14 protein-coding genes and 1 tRNA gene are annotated in these 19,055 nt (G+C 61.4%); 13 read left to right on the top strand and 2 right to left on the bottom strand.

Annotation, left to right across the window (positions count from 1 at the left end; genetic code table 11):
- The first annotated feature begins 576 nt into the window (after positions 1-576).
- The 9 genes from J3U87_RS30015 (at position 577) to J3U87_RS30055 (ending at position 12,060) form a co-directional block, all read left to right on the top strand.
- On the top strand, positions 577-1,032 hold the full coding sequence (locus tag J3U87_RS30015; protein WP_237379484.1) for a YaiI/YqxD family protein: 456 nt from the start codon (positions 577-579) through the stop codon (positions 1,030-1,032).
- Between the two features lie 269 nt (positions 1,033-1,301).
- Positions 1,302-2,546 carry an efflux RND transporter periplasmic adaptor subunit gene (locus J3U87_RS30020; RefSeq protein ID WP_237379485.1) on the top strand — a complete coding sequence of 415 codons (1,245 nt, stop codon included), beginning with the start codon at positions 1,302-1,304 and terminating at the stop codon, positions 2,544-2,546.
- A 54-nt stretch (positions 2,547-2,600) separates the two neighbouring features.
- Positions 2,601-3,266: an ABC transporter ATP-binding protein gene (locus J3U87_RS30025; RefSeq protein ID WP_237379486.1), complete on the top strand. Its 666-nt coding sequence runs from the start codon at positions 2,601-2,603 to the stop codon at positions 3,264-3,266.
- A 75-nt stretch (positions 3,267-3,341) separates the two neighbouring features.
- A complete protein-coding gene (locus J3U87_RS30030) occupies positions 3,342-4,598 on the top strand; it encodes an ABC transporter permease (protein WP_237379487.1) in 1,257 nt (418 codons plus the stop codon).
- On the top strand, positions 4,595-5,770 hold the full coding sequence (locus J3U87_RS30035; RefSeq protein ID WP_237379488.1) for an ABC transporter permease: 1,176 nt from the start codon (positions 4,595-4,597) through the stop codon (positions 5,768-5,770). The genes J3U87_RS30030 and J3U87_RS30035 overlap by 4 nt, the downstream gene beginning before the upstream one ends.
- A gap of 118 nt (positions 5,771-5,888) precedes the next feature.
- Complete coding sequence (locus J3U87_RS30040) at positions 5,889-7,280, top strand: sigma-54-dependent transcriptional regulator (protein WP_237379489.1); 1,392 nt, start codon at positions 5,889-5,891, stop codon at positions 7,278-7,280.
- Positions 7,277-8,587, top strand: a complete 1,311-nt coding sequence (locus J3U87_RS30045) for a sensor histidine kinase (protein WP_237379490.1) — start codon at positions 7,277-7,279, stop codon at positions 8,585-8,587. Before J3U87_RS30040 ends, J3U87_RS30045 begins: the two co-directional genes overlap by 4 nt.
- Before the next feature lie 1,249 nt (positions 8,588-9,836).
- Entirely contained in the window at positions 9,837-10,649 is an 813-nt protein-coding gene (locus J3U87_RS30050; protein ID WP_237379491.1) for a hypothetical protein, read from the top strand.
- A 370-nt stretch (positions 10,650-11,019) separates the two neighbouring features.
- Complete coding sequence (locus J3U87_RS30055) at positions 11,020-12,060, top strand: NHL repeat-containing protein (protein WP_237379492.1); 1,041 nt, start codon at positions 11,020-11,022, stop codon at positions 12,058-12,060.
- 616 nt (positions 12,061-12,676) lie between these two features.
- On the opposite strand, the gene J3U87_RS30060 is transcribed toward J3U87_RS30055, so the two are convergent.
- Positions 12,677-13,492, bottom strand: coding sequence for a hypothetical protein (locus J3U87_RS30060; protein WP_237379493.1), 816 nt, complete (start codon positions 13,490-13,492; stop codon positions 12,677-12,679).
- A 549-nt stretch (positions 13,493-14,041) separates the two neighbouring features.
- Between J3U87_RS30060 and J3U87_RS30065 the strand changes: the two genes are divergently transcribed.
- The 4 genes from J3U87_RS30065 to J3U87_RS30080 all read left to right on the top strand — a co-directional run bounded on the left by J3U87_RS30065 (position 14,042) and on the right by J3U87_RS30080 (position 18,570).
- On the top strand, positions 14,042-14,668 hold the full coding sequence (locus J3U87_RS30065) for an RNA polymerase sigma factor (RefSeq protein WP_237379494.1): 627 nt from the start codon (positions 14,042-14,044) through the stop codon (positions 14,666-14,668).
- Complete coding sequence (locus J3U87_RS30070; RefSeq protein WP_237379495.1) at positions 14,665-15,717, top strand: FecR domain-containing protein; 1,053 nt, start codon at positions 14,665-14,667, stop codon at positions 15,715-15,717. Before J3U87_RS30065 ends, J3U87_RS30070 begins: the two co-directional genes overlap by 4 nt.
- Positions 15,714-18,317 carry a TonB-dependent receptor gene (locus tag J3U87_RS30075; RefSeq protein ID WP_237379496.1) on the top strand — a complete coding sequence of 868 codons (2,604 nt, stop codon included), beginning with the start codon at positions 15,714-15,716 and terminating at the stop codon, positions 18,315-18,317. Before J3U87_RS30070 ends, J3U87_RS30075 begins: the two co-directional genes overlap by 4 nt.
- A gap of 177 nt (positions 18,318-18,494) precedes the next feature.
- Positions 18,495-18,570 (top strand) — tRNA-Asn (locus J3U87_RS30080).
- 174 nt (positions 18,571-18,744) lie between these two features.
- Here J3U87_RS30080 and J3U87_RS30085 read toward each other — a convergent pair.
- Complete coding sequence (locus J3U87_RS30085; protein ID WP_237379497.1) at positions 18,745-19,029, bottom strand: hypothetical protein; 285 nt, start codon at positions 19,027-19,029, stop codon at positions 18,745-18,747.
- Positions 19,030-19,055 lie beyond the last annotated feature (26 nt).

Raw genomic sequence — 19,055 nt, forward strand, 5'->3', positions numbered from 1 at the left:
TCGAAACCAGGAAAAGCAGGACCATGATGTGACACCAAATGCCGATCCTTTCCTGGTTTCCGATGTTCATGCGTTCCTGCTAAATTTTTCGGATGAACGACCCATGGCCCTTCGCCAGAAACCAGGTGTGCTGTTTCTTTCTCGAAATCGAGCGGGTTTGCCCGCTGGTTCGCGGCTCTTATGTAACAAACTCTGTAAAGTTCGAAGATAAAGATAAAAACCTAAAAAGGCGGATGTGCGGGGAGTTCGTCGAAAAATGTCGGCCCGGCGCCCTGGGTGGGCCCGGCACTTACTGCAACGACGCCCCCCTCACAAATGCGGGAACTCCCAAACGATTCGCTTCGATTAGTTACCCACCTGAAACCCGGTGGCCGGTGTGCCGGACCACCGGCAATCCGGCCCCCGGCCTGGGCGGCGACTCGGTGGTAGAAAACCGCAGTCACCGCTGCTCGGGATGGAACACGACTCCTTCGACTCACCCCTTGTCCGCAACCGAGGCTGGCGTGACCGGCCTCGGTCGCTTCGCACATCGGCCTTCGGACGGAAATGGTATGATGCCCGTTCGAAGGAGCACACATGATCATCTGGGTCGACGCCGACGCCTGTCCCCGCGCCGCGAAATCACTGATCTACGACGCAGCCGAACGCTTCAGCGTGGACGCCTGCCTGGTCGCCAACACCGATCTGCGCGTTCCCAACTCCGATTTCATTTCCACCGTGGTCGTCGGCGGCTCACACGATGAAGCCGACGATTTCATCGCCGAACACGTGGTTCCCGGAGACATCGTGATCACCGCCGACATCCCACTGGCCGCACGCGCCGTGGACGGTGGTGCGGTGGGCATCGATCCGAGGGGTCAGCTCTACACCGAAGAAAACGTGAAATCGAAGCTGGCCATGCGCAATTTGCTGGCCGGGTTGCGCGAATCGGGCATGCAGGGCGGCGGGCCGCCTCCCTACAACCAAAAGGACCGCCACAAGTTCGCCACCGCCCTGGATCGGCTGCTGACCCGCCAGCTCCAAGATCGCTAGAGGTGCGCCAGAAGCGGTAGTTCTCCATTCCGATCAGCGGTGACTTTCGAAATGCAACCACTGTTCGGAATCGGACAGCGGCGTTCGATGGCGAACGCCGCGATGGCGTCCCGTGGCAGGACGTTTTCTTCACTTACGGGGGACAGTCCCCCACAACCAACACGAATCAAACCACTTAAAGCGATACCCTCGCGAAGACCAGCGTGCCGCGAACCCTGCGCCAAAACCGGCACCGGGCTTGCCTTTCCCCCACCAAGGAGGCAAGTCTCATGGATCGACCCATTGACCCCGGCACGCGACGCAACCAGGCTTTTCGCAAGGCCGCCTGGGTGTTGCTCGGGTTCGGCGCGCTCGTGCTGGGCTCTTATTTGTTCCGACGCCTGCTCACCCCGTCCCTTTCGCTGCAACAGGTGCGCACCTCGGTGGTTCGCCGCGGCCCCATCCACGCGGGCATCCAGGCATCCGGCACCGTTCTCCCCCAAACCGAACACATCATCACCAGCCCGCTCGACACGCGCGTCACCGGCCTGCGCAAGAAGCCGGGAGAAGCGGTTCGCGCCGGTGAGCCGATTCTCGATCTGGACCTGGGCGACGCCCGCCTGGAGCTGGACAAACTCACGGAAAACATTTCACTGAAACGCAAGCAACGAGAACAAAAGGCGTTGGAATCGGAACACCGGCGCATCGAGGCCGACGCGGCCGTAGCACTGAAAAAAGTGGAGCTGGAAGGCCTGGAAGCCGTCGCCACACGCAAACAGACCTTGCTGGACAACGGGTTGATCTCCCAGGGCGAATGGTTGGAGGCACACCTCGACGTCAAGAAAGCCCGCATCGAGCTGAAACAACGGGAACGCTCACTGAGCCAGGTCCTGGCGGAGGCCGTCGCGGCCCACCAGGCGATCGACCTGGAAATCAGCGTGTTGCAAAAGGAACGACAACGCCAGGAGGGCCTGCTCGAACTGGCCACCGCCCGTGCCGATCACGACGGCGTCATCACTCAAATCGTCGAAAAGGAGGGCACCAGTGTCACCAAGGGCCAGGAGCTGGCACGCATCGCCGACCTGGACGCATTCCGCGTCGAAGCCGGATTGTCGGACCTCTACACGCAGCGGCTGAACCCCGGCCAATCGGTCCAAATCCGCGTCGGTGACCGCCAACTCACGGGCACCCTCTCGCAGGTCCTGCCCACCATCGAAAACGGCGCGGCGCGGGTCACCATCACCCTGGACGAACCGCGACAACCCGACCTGCACGCCAACCAGCGCGTCGACGTGCTGATCGTCACCGGCTCCCGCGAGGAGGCCCTGGTGGTCGACAACGGCCCCTTCCTCAACGGCAGCGGCACCACCGACGTGTTCGTCTTGCGCGACGGCCAGGCGCGTAGGACCGCCGTCGAGATCGGGCTGGTGGGTTTCGACCTCGTGGAGATCGTGTCGGGGCTGCAGGACGGCGAAACCATCATCACTTCCGACATGCGGCGCTTCGCCCACATGGAGCACCTGCCGCTGCAGTGAACCCCTCGGACCAGGGTCGCCCCACGCGGCGATCGCCATTACAAAGGAGCCACCATGATCGTCTTGAAGAATATCGAAAAAATCTACCGCACCGAAACGGTGGAGACCATTGCCCTGCACGGCATCGACCTGGAAATCGAGGAAGGCGAGTTCGTCTCGATCATGGGTCCCAGCGGTTGCGGCAAGAGCACCCTGCTCAACATCATGGGCCTGCTGGACGAGCCCAGTGCCGGGTACGTCCACATCGAGGGGACGCGCATCGACAGTTACAGCGACCGCTCGCTGGCCACCCTGCGCAACCACCAGATCGGCTTCGTGTTCCAGAGCTTTCACCTGATTCCGGACCTGAACATTCTGGACAACGTGATGCTGCCGCTGATCTACCGCAAGACCAGTACGAAAGAGCGACGGGAGCGCGCCCGAACAGCGCTCGAACGGGTGGGCCTGCAGTCGCGACTGCACCACTTCCCCCACCAGTTGAGCGGTGGACAACAGCAACGCGTGGCGATCGCCCGCGCCATCGTCGGCAGCCCGCGCATCCTGCTGACGGACGAACCCACCGGCAATCTGGACAGCCAGATGGGTGGGGAAATCATGAAGATCCTGCAGTCGCTTAAATCGGACAGCGGCACCACGGTGGTCATGGTCACCCACGACGAGGAGAAGGCCGAACAGACGGACCGCGTCGTGCGCATCTTCGACGGGCGCCTGGTGGCCTGATCGAACCTCCGCCATCCCGGGCAGGCGCCCGGCTCCCGCCAACGCCGACCCACACCTGATTTCAAAGGAACGCACATGTTTTGGAACTATCTGAAAATGGCCTACAAAGTGCTGCTGAGGCGGAAGTTCTTCACCTTCATCAGCCTGTTCGGCATCGGGTTCACGCTGCTCACCATGCTGGTGTTCTTCACCCTCGCCGACCACGTGGTCGACCCGCCCGGGCCCAGCTCGCGCGCCGACGGCCAGATCATCTTGAACATGCCCTACATCTGGCTGGAACACATGGAAAACAACGACGTCTACCACGGCGAGTTGGGCTATTACTTCATCGAGCACTACCTGTACGAGATGAAGACCCCGTCCGGCATTTCGGCCTACACCGGGACGCGCGATTCGGCCTGTTTCGTCAACGATCGCAAGGTTCGGGTCCAACTGCGCCAGACCGATGCCGCCTACTGGCGCCTGCTGGAATTCGATTTCCTGGAAGGCGGGCCGCTGACGGAATCGGACGACGAGGGCGACAGCCGCGCGCTCATCATCTCCCAATACCTGAAAAGGAAGGTGTTCGGGAACGAGCCGGCAGTGGGCAAGGAGCTGGTGCTGGACGGCCGTGCCTATCGGATCCGAGGCGTGGTGAAGAACGTGCCGTTCTACGACGACATCTCCTACGCCGACGCCTGGCAGCCGATCGACAACCTGGAGAGCGCCAATTACCGCAACCAGATGCTGGGTCGTTTCAAGGTCCTGTTCATGGTCGAGAACGCCAATCAGGCGGCCGCGTTCCAAGAGGAATTGGCGCACTTGTGGTCCAAGGTCCAGATCCCCGATCCGGAACAGTTCAATTTCGTGATCGGCCATGCCGAAACACCGCTGGAATCCATGGCCCGCGACCTGCTTCGCGACGGTAACACCGACGACAACGGCAAAAGCACCTTGGTCATGATCGTCGTGGCCCTGGGTGTGCTCTTCATGTTCCTGCCCGCCATCAACCTGATCAACATCAACGTCAGCCGCATCATGGAACGCGCCGTGGAAATCGGGGTCCGCAAGGCGTTCGGCGCGTCGAGTACGCACTTGGTCGGGCAGCTCATCTTCGAAAACATCTTCCTGACGCTGGTCGGCGGCCTGCTGGCCCTGCTCGCCACCCCGCTGGTCCTGGAACCCATCAACCAAAGTGGGCTCATTCCCCACGCCGACCTGACCATGAATCCCCGCGTCTTTCTGGGCGGCCTGCTGTTGATCTTCCTGTTCGGCGCCCTTTCCGGTATCTACCCCGCCTGGAAGATGTCGCGCCTGCACCCGGTCAGCGCCCTCAAAGGAGGTGACTCGTGATTCGCCAGATGCTCGTCCTGATTTGGAACCGCAAGCGGATCAATGCCCTGATCATGCTGGAGATCACCCTTTCCTTCCTGGTGCTGTTCGCCGTGGTGGTCTCCGCACTGTACGCCTGGAAAAAGTACAGTACGCCGTTGGGCTTCGATTACCGCGACACCCTTTCGGTGGTGTTGATCGGCCAGTGGGAGCCCCATCACGCGGGCCAGTTGAAACGCGCCGCCGAAGCGATGCGCACCATGCCCGAGGTCTCCTGGTGCGAGGCGTCCCACATGGATTTGTTCACCAAAAGCTATTGGACCACCGTGCTGCGCCACAACGACAAGCCCACCCAACTCATGGTAAACCGGGCCTCGGATCAGTATCACCAACTCGCCCGAATTCCGGTGATCGATGGACGCTGGTTCGGCCCCCAGGACACGGGTGGCGATTACGAGCCCCTCGTTCTGAACCGCAGGGCCGCGCAGAAGGTTTTCGGCTCGGAATCGCCGCTCGGCAAAGTGCTGCCGCATTCCCTCGGCAAGTTCAACTACAAGGTGGTCGGCATCATCGAGGACTACCGTCAGCACGGCGACCTGGATCCCCTCGGGGAGTACGGGTTCCGACGTTATGTATGGGAAGAGAATTCCGACACGCGCATGCGACAATTGATGGTGCGCTTGAAACCCGGCACGCCCCGTTCGATCGAGCGCGATATGCTGAAGATTCTCAAAACCAATTTGCCGGATTACGATTTCTCGATCTCGGAGCTGAGCGTGGCCCGCGAATCGTACATGCGCAAGTCGCTGATTCCCCTGATCACCTCGGCCATGCTCGCGGTCTGTCTGCTGCTGATGGTGGCCATGGGCCTGCTCGGGGTCCTGTGGCAGAACGTGGCCCAACGCACCCAGGAAATCGGGCTGCGCCGCGCGATCGGCGCATCGACCACGGGCGTGCTCGTCCAAATCAGCGGGGAGCTGCTGACGATGACGGCGTTCAGTGTCGCGATCGGCACCTTCCTGGCCCTGCAGGTTCCGTTCACCGGGCTGTTCGGCAACATCGAGGCCGACCTGATGGTGGGCGGCATCACCGGCGCCACCAGCGTGATGCTGGTTCTGGCGTTCGTCTGCTCGGTCTATCCGGCCTGGCTGGCGATGCGCATCACCCCCGCCGACGCCCTGCACTACGAATGAGAGAATGACCCCAGCGGGCCGCGAGTCGGCCCGTTCGATCCCGTCTGCCGCCTTCCCTTCTGGGGAGCGAGGCTTTACCATACGAACATCGCCACAAGCATCCGTAACCGAGGTTCCCATGGAGGCATCCGCCAAAAAACCAGGCGTGCTGATCGTCGATGACGACCCATCCGTCACGGTGTCCCTGTCGCTGTTGCTCAAGAACAACGGCTACCGGCCGATCGTGGCCCACACGCCCGATCGAGCGTTGGCAAGCCTTCGGGAAGAACGCGTCGAGGCCGTGCTGCAGGACATGAACTTCAGCCGCAAGACCACCGGCGAGGAGGGATTGAACCTGCTCGCCGACATTCGTGCCGAACAGCCGCAGGTCCCCGTCATCCTGATGACGGCCTGGGGCTCGATCGCCCTGGCCGTCAAGGGCATCAAGGCCGGCGCCCTGGACTTCCTGACCAAACCCTGGCAGAACGACCAGGTCCTGCGCCTCCTGGAAACCGCCCGCGAACTGGCCGCCGGCACCACGGACCCGGCCGAACCCTCCAGCCGTGAATCTCTCGACCAGCGCTTCGATTTCTCCCGAATCGTCGGCGCCTCCGACAGCCTGCTGCGCATTCTCGCCACCATCGGGCGCGTGGCCCACACCGACGCCTCCGTCCTGATCCTGGGCGAGAGCGGGACCGGCAAGGAGCTGATCGCCGACGCGATCCATCGCAACAGCAAGCGTGCCCGCGGTCCCTTCGTCAAGGTCAACCTGGGCGGCATCGCGGCGTCGCTGTTCGAAAGCGAGATGTTCGGCCACCTGCGCGGCGCCTTCACCGACGCGGTCAGCGATCGCAAGGGACGCTTCACCCAAGCCCACGGCGGCAGCATCTTCCTCGACGAGATCGGCGATCTGGATCCGGGCTCCCAGGTGAAAATGCTGCGCGTGCTGCAGGACCGCCGCTACGAGGTGCTGGGCAGCTCGCGCACCATCTCCGTCGATACGCGCGTCGTCTCGGCCACCAACCGAAACCTGGATGCCATGGTTCGCGAGGGCAGTTTCCGCGAGGACCTGTTCTACCGGCTCAACCTGATCACCCTCGAGTTGCCGCCGTTGCGCGAACGTCCCGAGGACATTCCGCTGTTGGTCAACCATTTCCTGGGACATCTGGCCCAGAGTTACGGCCTGGAGCGGCCGCAGGTAGCGCCGGCGGCGATGAAGATGTTGCAGCGCCATGCTTGGCCCGGCAACATCCGCCACCTCAAACAGGTGCTCGAGCGGGCGCTGCTGATCAGCGGCAAGGACATGCTGGAACCGGAGGATTTCCGCCAACACCAAACCGGTCCGGCGACGGAAACACCCACCGACGTGCTGCCTCCGGTGGGTGACATGACGCTCGAGGAAATCGAGAAGGCCATGATTCTCAAGAGCTTGAAACATTTCGAAGGAAACGTCACCAAGGTCGCTTCCTCCTTGGGGATCAGCCGTGCCGCGCTGTACCGACGCTTCGAAAAACACGGAATCTGCCCGTGAATGCCCGCGTCCAATTCCATATTTATTTGGTGTGCGTCCACCTGGTGTTCGCCCTGAGTCTCGCCCTCGTGCTTCCGGCGAACCGGCCTGCGTTCTTCATTTTGGAAGGATGTTTCCTCCTGTCGCTCTGGGTCGGCACTCGGCTCGTGCGCCGCATGCTGGCACCGCTGCGGTTTCTCGAGACCGGCGCGGAAATGCTCGAGGAGGGCCAGTTCGCCACCCGCATGCGCGCCATGGGCCAGCCCGAACTGGATCACCTGATTCAGGTCTACAACCGCATGGTCGAATCGCTCCACGACGAGCGGCTGCGCCTCGGCGAACAGCGCGGATTCCTGGAGAAGCTGCTGCAGGCCACGCCCGCCGCGATCATGACCTTCGATTTCGACAACCGCATTTCCATGGTCAACCCCAGTATGGCGAAACTGTTGGAGTGCCCCACCAAGGACCTGCTGGGAAGGGGTCTGGAGGCGATCGACCATCCACTGGCGCGCTCGTTGGCCTCGTTGCCGGAGGAGGCCTCCGTCGTCCTGAACCATCGCGGAGGCAGGCGCCTGAAGACCAGCAAGTCGCGCTTCCTGGATCGCGGATTCAAGCGCCGGTTCCTGATCATCGAGGAAGTCACCCACGAGGTGCGCCAATCCGAGAAATCCGCCTACGAGAAGCTGATTCGGGTCATGAGTCACGAGGTCAACAACACCATCGCCGCGGCGACGTCCCTGTTGCAGAGTTGTGCGGGCTACAGCCATCACCTTCCGGAAGGCGAACGCGACGATTTCTCGGCCGCCATCACGGTGGTCATCGAGCGCATGGAGAACTTGAACCGCTTCATGCGCGAGTACGCCAACATGGTGCGGCTGCCGGACCCGCGCAAAGCCGGGGCCGACCTGGCGGCGCTTGTGGACGACATCGCGCTCTTGGTTCGCCACGAGTGCCAGGCGCGCAACATCACCTGGCGGCGCGAGCAATCCGAAGCGCCGCTTCCGGCGGTGCGCATCGACCGCCACCTCATGGAGCAGGCCCTGGTCAACATCGTGGTGAACGCCATCGAGGCCATCGGCGAGGACGGAACCCTGACGGTGGTGCTGGAGAACCGCGGCGGCAAGGCGGTGTTGTGCATTCGGGACAGTGGCCAGGCCCTCACGGAGGAGGTGCGCGCCAATCTGTTCTCGCCCTTTTTCACCACCAAGGAGGACGGCCACGGGATCGGTTTGACGCTGGTGGGCGAGATCCTCACCCGTCACGGCTTCGATTTCGCGCTGGACGGCGGCCCGGGCCGCGACACCGAATTCACGATCCACTTCACTTGACGCCCGTTTCCCCGCTCATCCTCGAACCGGAGCCAGTCGGTTCGCAGTGCCCGCATGCTTTGAGAGTCGGCGCGGCAGTAGGTTGGCCCGCCGGGCCGACACTTCGAAGCATCCCCAGCAACGACAACCCATTGCGCCAAAGAGCGAAGCAGATAAGTCGGGTCTCTAGATCTCTGGATGATCGATTTCAATCAATGCTAGGTCGCTCGAATAGGTTGAGCACGGCCGGTATGCCACGGCCGGTATGCCACGGCCGGTATGCCACGGCCGGTATGCCACGGCCGGTTTGCCACGGCCGGTATGCCACGGCCGGTATGCCACGGTCGGTATGCCACGGCCGGTATGCCACGGCCGGTATGCCACGGCCGGTATGCCACGGCCGGTTTGCCACGGCCGGTATGCCACGGCCGGTTTGCCACGGCCGGTATGGCACGGCCGGTATGGCACGGCCGGTATGGCAAGCTGGAGAGCCTAAAAGAACAACGTCTCTCTCTGCATTCGGGAACGCCACTAGCAGATCACTTCAGTGGGGTGCGATCGGGGGAAGGGTGCGCTTCGCTCTTCAGCGTAACCCACTCCTGTTGCGAATGTTGCTTCGACGCGTCGGCCCAGCGGGCCAACCTACAGGCTTTACGACTCTCTCACGATGCGGGCACTTTGGACTTTACGACTTCGAATTGGGGTCGGGAGGGAGAGTCTGGGCTTCGCTCTTTGGCGCAATGGATTGTCGTTGCTTGGGTTGCTTCGACGCGTCGGCCCAGCGGGCCAACCTACAGGCTTTACGCCTCTTACGCGCATGCGGGCTCTTCAGACAAGTTCGTTTCGCGTTGTATCTATCGATTAATCAAACCGGGCACTCGCCCGCGGGCCCGTGCTCATACCATCCGAACCGGCGCCAATCGGTTCGGCGTACTGTGCTTCTCGAAAAATCTCCCGATCCTGGCCGCATTGACACCCATTGGGGAATTTGATGCTATGGTATCCGCGTTTCCCCTCGGGACAAGAGATGCAATCCACGAGCGAGTCGGTACCGCGTATCGCCGCATCGTCGGAAGGCCGCACGTTCACCTCGAAGCCATCTGCGCTTCGCATCGAACGCGCCGGCACCACCCGCGACGCCTCCGACGAACCTCGTTCCCCGTTCGCGTGACCGGCATTCCCGTGCGGTCAGCGCCGATCGGACGGGCTCGCGATCTCCCACACACCACATACCCGACGACCACGGTCGTCGCTCACGGAGGTTTCCACCATGTTTTCCATCCCTGGCCGCAACACCGCAACCGGGCTCATCCTGCTCACGCTGACCTGGCTCGGCGCCGCACCCCTCGCGGCTCAGTCATCCGAAGACAAGGATCCCAAAGCCCTGGTCGAGCGCATGGTGCGCACCATCGGCGGCAAGGATGCGCTCTACAAGTTGAAGGACGTCCAATACACTTATATCTATCAAGACGCCAAGACCGGCAAGCAGGACGTATCGACCGAGCGCTACATTTTCGACGGTGAATTGTCCTGGGCCGAATACCACAAGACCGACTGCACCATGCCCGATGTCAACGGCACCCTGGTCCAGTCCTACGACGGCAAGCAATCCTGGACGACGTTGGACGGCCAGCCGGTCGAGGATCCCAAGATGCAGAAGCGGTCCGATTTCCTGCGCAAAACCAACTACTACTGGTTCGCCATGATGTTCAAGCTGCTCGATCCGGGCATGTTCTACAAATACAAAGGCACCCAGCAAATCGACGGAATCACCTACGATCTCGTGGAAGTGGGCTTCGAGACCGGTATCGGCGACGCCCAGGACACGTACGTGCTCTACATCAATCCCTACACCCACATCGTGGATCAGTTCCTGTTCACCGTGATGGATTTCGGGGTCAAGGATCCGCTGTTGATGCGGGTCAAGTACCAAACGGTGGACGGCGTGATGCTGCCGAGCGTGCGCCACTACACGCCCTCGAACTGGGAAGCGGAGCCCGGCGATAAGTGGATGCTGGAAATCATGCAGGACATCAAGTTCAATAACGGCTTCAAGCGCGCGACCTTCAGCGGCCAACCCTAAAACCCGGAGCGGTCGGTCGCCAGCCCGGCCGCTCGAACCGCCCCATCGCGAAGCCCAGTGACATTCGCACGATATTCGATACAATAGGAGGCGTTCATCCCGATGCGTTTATCGCGAAACAGTGGCTATTTGATTGATGTCCTGTGAGCCGGCCTGACTCGATGCGGCCTGGTTTCGACCGGCGGGCATCGGGCTTCAACCAAACCTGAAAAACAAGGCCCTTGCCGAGGCACGAGACCTGGTTCGGTGTTCCTACGGCAACGACGGTTTGGGGAGTCCGTTCTCCCGCGACGCCATTTGGCCAGGCGCCTTCGTTGCCGGTTCCGGATGAACGCCACCCACGTCGCCATCCCATCACGGAGCACGCAAGATGTTGTTTTTATGGATGATGCTGTTCACTGGCCCCAGCAAGATCACCTTCACGCCCATCAAGACCCTGGCCCCTCTCCCCGAAGATCAGGACATCTACCTGCAAAACGTCATTCACGTGGAAGTCGACGAAACGGGTCGCTATTACGTTTCCGACTTCCCTTCGGCCAGGATCTATATGTGGAACCCGGACGGCAGTTATGCCGGGTTTTTCGGCGGCAAGGGCGAAGGACCCGGTGAATTCGTGTTCGCTGCCGCGCTGGGACCGCCCATGGGGCACGTGTACCAAACGGGCGAACGGACCTACGTCTACGACGGTGCCAACCGAGCGGTGAGCGTGTTCGACGCCGAGCGCCGATTCGTCGCGCGCGTCACGTTGCAGGGGCTGGGCGGCAAAATCAACGCATTCCACGTGCTGGAACGCGACCGTTTCCTGTTTTACGACAGCTACTTCTGTGAGGAGAAAGCGTGCCGCCGCATCCTCGAATACGACGGCAAGGGCAACCTGACGAAGACGTGGAGCACGTCCCCCGACAACACCTGGCAGCACGTCAAGGCCACGGGCAAGGTGAAGCTGTTCATCTGGGAGCCCATCCCGGTCGTCGACTTTTCACGCAAGCGCGGCGAGGTGGTGTTGGCACACTCCCAGGCGCCGATGCTCACGGTGTACGACCGCAAGGGCCGGGAAAAGCGCAAGGTCACGCTGGACATTCCCCGCAAGCAGGTGACCCGCGAGGACATCGCCGAATACAACGCTCAGCCCTGGCTGAAGGACGCCAACCACGTGGTGCCGGTCTTTCCCGACCAGAAGGATTACTTCGATCGCATCCTCACCCTCGATCAGGGTTATTTGCTGTACCACCTGTCGCCGTTCTACGGCCGGGCGAACGGCTACCTGGTCGACTTCGACGGGAAGTTGATGGGTCGCTTCGAGTTGGCGTGCGGCGAGGGCGGCGGCCTGTTCGCCCCCTACGGTCGCTTGATGGCGGCGCTGATCGACGAAGAGGGCGACATCAGCGTCCACGAAATGAAGGTCCACTAAATCTACGAACGCCCAACACTGTCCACTAAAAGCACGAAAAAACACGAAAAAATCGCATCCTTCCCTCCGCTGGGATCGCTTCAACCACGCTCCCCGTCACTGCCGAGTTTCTTTGGCCGGCCGCCGGGAAGATCTACCTCCTCAACTTTTTTAATGCCAACACCTTAATCTCGAAGAGTCTGCAACCCAAAGGAAGCTCGTGGGCAAGTCCCCAGCTTCCGACTTGTAACGCGCCGACAAACAGAAAAATGCTCTCCCCAAACCCTCGAAAAAGCGTTCACGTCACTGGGATGGCCATGTCTGGAGCATTTCATTTGGGTCATTCAAGCGATCGCCACACAGAGCAGGCAATGCTAGGAGCTTCCGATTTTCCTCCCTCACGCATCGATACACATCAACAAGCGTTCGGCAAGCCCACCTTTTTCACCTTTCGGAAGTGGCGTTCGCTCACTGGGAAGGTCATGACGGGAGTATCCATTTCGTGTTTTTTTCGTGTTTTTAGTGGACAAAGCCCGGAAACCCCGACCACTGGTCGATGGTTCCGGGCAGTGAAAAGACGAGGTGGAGTCCATGATGTCCGTTAACCGGCTGCTACCCTTGGCCGCGATTTCGTGGACTAGAAACGGTATCCGAAGCCCATGCTGGCGACGTCCCAATCGCCGTCCTCGAAGTGGTCCGACTCGTGGAGCGTCGACAGGGATTTGACCGAGGCGTAAAAAGACCAGTCCCGATTTCGGCCGAACTTGAGGTCCATACCGATGTTCACGCCGATCACCGAGGCGCCCTCCCAATCGTCGTGGTCGTAATGGCGGTGATCGTGGTCGTAATCGTGAAGGAAATCCTTGGGGATTCCGTGGTCGTGATCGTGGTCATGACGATCGTGCCGGTGGTCGTACCCTTCGCGCCCGATCACCCCGACCAAGGGGCCGACGTGCAGGTTGAAACGGCGCCCCGTGACGACGTGGAAGTTGGCCCCCACCAAAACCGCCGCCATGCCGTCGTCGTGATGATGGTCGTGATCGTGGTCGTGGTCGTGGTCGTGCCAATGATGATCCCAGTCGTCCCAGTCACGGTCAGTCGCCAAGATGCCCGTGATTTCGAGGCCGATCCGCCGCGAGAACCGCACTTCGCCGCTGATCCCGATGCCGCCTCCATCGTATTCGCCGTTGCGGTGGCGGTGCCGAAACGGATGATCGAACTCGTCGTGGTCGTGCCAGGGGCTGTCGCCATCTTCCCCCTCGACCCCCACGACGAACCCGCGCAGCGTCCAGGTGACGCGGTCATACTCCCCATCGCTTTTGCGAGCGGATCGCGTCGGCTCCTCGTCGGGCTCGTCCTGCGCGGCGAGCGGCGCCGAGAACGCGCTGACCAGCGTCAGCACAACCATCAATCCCATCAGTCGGTTGAACAAAATGTGTGCTCCAAATACCATGATCGAAACTCCTTCGAAATGTAGGCGGCACCGCTGGACGGACCAAGACCCTTCGCGGTCTCGATGAACCACGTCCCGTGGACCGGAAAAAACCTTGCCTTCCGACAACGCGTGGGCCAATCGGAAGGGCCAGGATCGAGAAACGACGCAATCCTGCACTCATGGGGTTTCCTGACTCGGTTTGGTCGCGGAACCCGGAGCGACAGTCGTCGCGATCACCTCAAAAAGTCGCGGTGTATCGCGGCGATGCGCCTCTTTGCCGGGTAGGAGTGGTCTGGCACCCAAAAACCTTCGATTTTTTTTGAAATTTGTCTCAATTATCTAAGTATAAACAGCTTATCACCAAACAACATTTCGAGAAAACAGACACTCGAGCGGCGTTCCCAGACACGTCGAGAAAGGGTATGCTTCTGCGGGAGCCGGTGGTTGCGGTCCCGACCTGGGCGTTTTTGCCACGCTGGGCCATCCTTGGAAAAAGTTTCATTTTTTTCAAAGGATTTCCCATCGATCCGCCCTCCAACTCGTAGAGTTAGCAAGGAAGGAGGCTTCGTGTTTCACCGAGGTCACGAGGATAAGAAACTGATTCGTCGCTTGCTGGCCGGACACGAGGCTGCGTTCGAGGAATTCTTTGGCGAGTATTTTCCTCGGCTTTACCGCTTTGCCCTGGTGCGGGTCGACAACGACCCCCAAATCGCCGAGGAAGTCACCCAGGCAACCCTTTGTGCCGTGCTCGACAAGCTGTCCACCTTTCGCGGCGAGGCCGGACTGTTCACGTGGATTTGCACCTTTTGCCGCCACGAAATCAGCGCCTATTTTCAAGCCAACCGCCATCGCCGGCGCGAACAATCCCTATTGGAAGACACTCCCGAGATCAGAGCCGTGTTGGAGTCCCTCGCCGATGAGTGCGAACACCCGTTGGAGTCTCTGAAGCGCAAGGAAGTCGTCCGGCTGGTCCAGGTGACGTTGGACCACCTGTCGCCGAAATACCGACAGGTCTTGGAGTGGAAATACCTCCAAGGTTGGCCCGTCCAACGCATCGCCGAACGACTGAACCTGAAACTGAAAGCCGCCGAATCGCTGCTGGTGCGGGCACGCCAGGCATTTCGCGACGGTTTCTCATCGCTTGCCGCGGAGATCGCCGCGCACGAGCGGAGCCTGGCTGGGGGTGCGCCATGAAAAACGAACGATCCGTCGATTCTTTCGGTCCCGAACCGCAACGGGAGACGGACACCATCGGACGCCTGCTGCAGATGGCGGGCGAACCCAAGGAACCCGAGCCCGAACGCAGTGAACGCGTCCATGCCGCCGTCAAGGCGCAGTGGCAGGCAGGCGTACGACGCCGCGCGGCCCGCGCGCGCCGGCGGACCGTGGGCTACCTGGCCGTGGCGGCCGTGATCCTTGCCGCCGCGTTGTTTGCCAGCCGTCGGCTCGGCTGGCTTCCCGCGCCCGGCCAGAACGGACCGCGCTTGGAGAAAGTGGTGGGCACCATGTACGTGCTGATGCCCGGCGAGGCCGAACACGACAAACGTCCCGCACGCATCGGCGACGTCATCCCCGTCGAAGCCTCCCTGATTTGCGAGGCCGGCAGCCGCGCCGCGATCCAGTTCGGACCGGACATTTCGGTACGCCTGAACCACGACACCCGCGTGCGGTACCAGGGACAGGACCGCTTGTTTCTCGAGCAGGGTGCGGTCTACATCGACGCCCATCCTCAGCGCGATCCGGGCCGAACCCTGGTGGTCGCCGCCGAAGAAGGCGCCTTTCGCGAGATCGGCACCCAATTCGAAGTGTGGCGCGGCCCCACGGGCGCCCGAGTCCGGGTTCGCGAAGGGCAGGTCGAGTTCCAGCGCGCCGAACAACGGCACCTGGCCAAACGGGGAACCGAGATGTGGGTGAAGCGCGACGGACACATCGAAACGAGCACCATCGCGCTAACCGGCGAGCCCTGGGAGTGGGTGCTCGAAGTGGCGCCGTCCCCCCCGCTGGACGACCGCACCCTGGCCGAGTTCCTTAGCTGGGTCGTGCGTGAAAACGGGTGGGAGCTGGGCTACGATGACGAAGATCTGGCGGCGGAAGCGCCGACCATCCGCCTGGAGGGCAGTGTCGAAGGCTTCACCCCGGCCGAGGCACTGGCGGCCATCCTACCCACCTGCGGCCTGGCATTCCACCGAGAAGGGGACCGATTGGTCATTTCGCGAATGGCGCAGAGGGGAGCGACACTTTGAGGAATCGGTTGAGGCGTCGAGGCATCGCCATACTCCTGATGTGGACGATGGGGTTCCTCCACCCCGTCGCGTTGGCCTCGGTGCCACCGCCGCCCCCCTACCTGGGCATGAAGCTCAGCGAGGCCCTGCGCGATCTGCGCGGTCGCGGTCTCAACATCATCTACAGCAGCCGGCTGGTTCGGGACGAGATGCGCGTCAAGGCCGAGCCCAAGGCCACTTCGCCGCGGGACATTTTGGTCGAGTTACTGGCACAACACCGGTTGCGGGTGGTGCCCGGTCCCGACGACAGCCTGTTGGTCGTCCGCGACACCCGGCCCACCTCGGCCCGCATCGATCTGCGCGGCGTCGTGGTGGGCATCGATACGCGCAAACCCCTGGCCGGTGCGCGCATCGGGGTGGCGGGCACCGATCTCCAGGCCGACACCGACGAACTGGGCCGGTTCACCCTGACGGTACCGGACAGCCAAAGCCGCTCCCTGACGATTGCCCTGGACGGCTATCTTCCCTACTCCGTGGCGGTGACGCCCGAACCCGACGCCGCTCCCACGGTCTTCGAGTTGATTCCCTTCCCCGTGCTGTTGGAAGAGATGGTGGTCATGCCGAGTGCCTACCGCCTGCTGCGCCAAGAGGGTGCTCCGGAGCCGCTGCTCTCCAACGAGGAGATCAATCGGTTGCCGCGTATTTCCGATGACCTCTACCGTGCCCTCGGGCGATTGCCAGGAACGGCGGGAGGCGACATTTCGGCCAATTTCAGCATTCGCGGCGGCGAAGAAAACGAGGTCCTGGTCGTGCTGGACGGGCTCGAAATCTACGAGCCGTTCCACCTCAAGGACCTCCAGAGCATTTTCAGTATTTTCGATTCCAAGGCCATCGGCGGGGTGAACTTCCTTTCCGGTGGGTTTCCCGCCAAATACGGCACGCGCATGAGCGGCGTCATCGAGATGGCCACCCTGGAACCGGACGAACGCTGGACCACCGAGCTGGGGGTCAGTTTCCTGCATGCGCGGTTGCTCAGTTCCGACAAGTTCGCCAAGGGCCGTGCCCGCTGGCTGGTGTCGCTGCGCGAGGGGTTTTTGGATCTGTTTCGCGCCGTCGAAAGTCCCGATTCGTTGACGAACCAGGCCGAAGAGGAGTTCATGTTCTCCGACGGCCAGTTCAAGTTCCAATTCAGCCCGAACGACCGTTGGCACTTCGCCCTGAACGGGTTGGGCATGGAAGACGCGATCCGTTTTACCGAAGGCGGCCTATTGGGATCCGATCATTTGGACGAGGACGAAAGCGTCGCATTGAAGTACCAGGACCGATACCTGTGGCTGCAGGCCGAGGTCCAGGCGACCGAGCGATTGAATGTGGCGACGCTGGTTTCGACGGGCAGCATTCATCGAGACCGTCAGGGCCACCAACTGGATGGGTTGGAATCCATCTTCGAAGTCCGCGACCTGCGGGACTTCGATTTTACGGGTATCAAGCAACAGTTCGAGTACGCGATCGGCGATCGTCACTTTCTCCAGTGGGGCTGGGGTGTCAAGCGCTTCACGGCGAGTTACGACTACGCCAGCCGCGTGTACGAGACATCGCCCCTGGTGGTGGGCAGTGGGCCGCCGATGGAGCGTTGGACCACGGTCGCGCTGGAGCCGGAGGGCAATCAGCACCACGCCTTCGTGTCACACCGGATGAAGCTGTGGGAACCCGTGACGGCCGAATTCGGCCTGCGGTGGGACCAACAGACCTACGTGCCGGGGGATCCCAGCCAGGTGAGTCCGCGCTTCAACCTGACCGCGAACCTCGGGCCGGGCACGAAAATGCGGCTGGGTTGGGGTCACTACCATCAGGTCCAGGGCATCTACGAGCTCCAGGTCGAGGACGGAATCGACGCCTTTCAGGACGAGCAGCGGGCCGAACACCGGGTGATCAGCCTGGAGCACGCCTTTTGGCGTGGGTGGTTCCTGAAATTGGAGGCTTACCAAAAGCTGTTTGTCGATCCCCATTTCCGCTTCGAAAATCGCTTCAATTCCGTGGCGCTGTTCCCCGAATCCGAGCCGGATCGAATCCGAATCGCCCCCGAGTCCGGCGAGGCACGGGGCATCGAGTTCTTTCTCAAAAGCAACCCTCAGCACGTGTTGAGCGCATGGATGGGTTATGCGACGGGCCGTGCCGAGGACCGCATCGACGGCGAATACGTGCCGCGGAACCGCGACCAACGCCACGCCATCCAGTTGGGGTTCAACTTCAGGCCATCGCGTTCGTGGAGCCTCAACGTGGCCGGTAGTTACCACAGCGGCTGGCCCACCACCCAGTTGCGTGCGGTAGCCGAGCGCGATGCGAACGGCGAGATGCGGGCGGTTCCGGTGTACGGACCCCACAATGGGATCCGCCTTCCCAGTTACCGCCGGATCGACTTGCGGGTGACCCACGAGCGGCCGGCCCGCGGCGGCGCCTGGACCTTTTTCCTCGAAACGACCAACGCCCGGAACCGCAAGAACGTGTGTTGTTTGGAACACGAGTTCACGGTAGACGAACAAGGTGAGGTGAAGGTCAGGACCGAAGAGGATCACTGGTTGCCGTTGATTCCGTCATTGGGCGTGACGCGTCGTTTTTAGCGCCGGAGAAGGTGCTCGCCACCGGCGAAAAATCAATCTACTACCCTGATTCAAATAGGCTTAACTGAGAAAGCCAGGACAAACCCGAGTTTTCCAAAAAAAGCATTGACAGGTTGTCCAAGGTCCTTCAGAATACGGATCTCATCGGCGAGCGAAATGCGTCGCTGGAAAAACTGATCCGGTGTAGCTCAGTTGGTAGAGCAGGTGGCTGTTAACCACCCTGTCCGCGGTTCGAGTCCGTGCACCGGAGCCACCATGAAGGCCGCGAATCGAAAGATTCGCGGCCTTCTCCCGTTTTAGGGCACACATCGCGCCGCTTCCATCGGGCTCCTGAATGAACTGCGAAGGGTGGACAGCGAGGGACAGGCATCTTCAACCTATTGGAAAATAATCGCTTCTAGACGAACGACGCCTTCGCTGCCCCCGTTTACTGCATGAGCTGGATGATGGTCCCACCCAGTATCATGGCCCAGAGAAGAAGGCCCAAGCCCATCCAAATCCAGTTCTGCCAGGTGAAGCGACGGTTGGCAGGATGATCCGGAACCTCGTGTTGATTGATCATGTTGGCGGAATGTTGCACCACCAGGACCGGTACCAATCTCAGCAAATCGAAGACGATAAATCCGAACACGTCGCCATTCGCATCCAAGACCCGATTGCCCAGCCAGAGTCCCACAAAGAGAAGCGCCCAACAGTACGAGGGTCCCGGCATCGGTTTTCCGTGTCTCGCGGCCCGCT

Source organism: Sulfidibacter corallicola, from assembly GCF_017498545.1.
Lineage (GTDB): Bacteria > Acidobacteriota > Holophagae > Acanthopleuribacterales > Acanthopleuribacteraceae > Sulfidibacter > Sulfidibacter corallicola.

What these genes read in the sequence shown, in the direction of transcription:
- J3U87_RS30015 (WP_237379484.1), top strand. Translation starts at nt 577, where the DNA reads ATGATCATCTGGGTCGACGCCGACGCCTGTCCCCGCGCCGCGAAATCA.
- J3U87_RS30020 (WP_237379485.1), top strand. Translation starts at nt 1,302, where the DNA reads ATGGATCGACCCATTGACCCCGGCACGCGACGCAACCAGGCTTTTCGC.
- J3U87_RS30025 (WP_237379486.1), top strand. Translation starts at nt 2,601, where the DNA reads ATGATCGTCTTGAAGAATATCGAAAAAATCTACCGCACCGAAACGGTG.
- J3U87_RS30030 (WP_237379487.1), top strand. Translation starts at nt 3,342, where the DNA reads ATGTTTTGGAACTATCTGAAAATGGCCTACAAAGTGCTGCTGAGGCGG.
- J3U87_RS30040 (WP_237379489.1), top strand. Translation starts at nt 5,889, where the DNA reads ATGGAGGCATCCGCCAAAAAACCAGGCGTGCTGATCGTCGATGACGAC.
- J3U87_RS30050 (WP_237379491.1), top strand. Translation starts at nt 9,837, where the DNA reads ATGTTTTCCATCCCTGGCCGCAACACCGCAACCGGGCTCATCCTGCTC.
- J3U87_RS30055 (WP_237379492.1), top strand. Translation starts at nt 11,020, where the DNA reads ATGTTGTTTTTATGGATGATGCTGTTCACTGGCCCCAGCAAGATCACC.
- J3U87_RS30060 (WP_237379493.1), bottom strand. Translation starts at nt 13,492, where the DNA reads ATGGTATTTGGAGCACACATTTTGTTCAACCGACTGATGGGATTGATG.
- J3U87_RS30070 (WP_237379495.1), top strand. Translation starts at nt 14,665, where the DNA reads ATGAAAAACGAACGATCCGTCGATTCTTTCGGTCCCGAACCGCAACGG.
- J3U87_RS30085 (WP_237379497.1), bottom strand. Translation starts at nt 19,029, where the DNA reads ATGCCGGGACCCTCGTACTGTTGGGCGCTTCTCTTTGTGGGACTCTGG.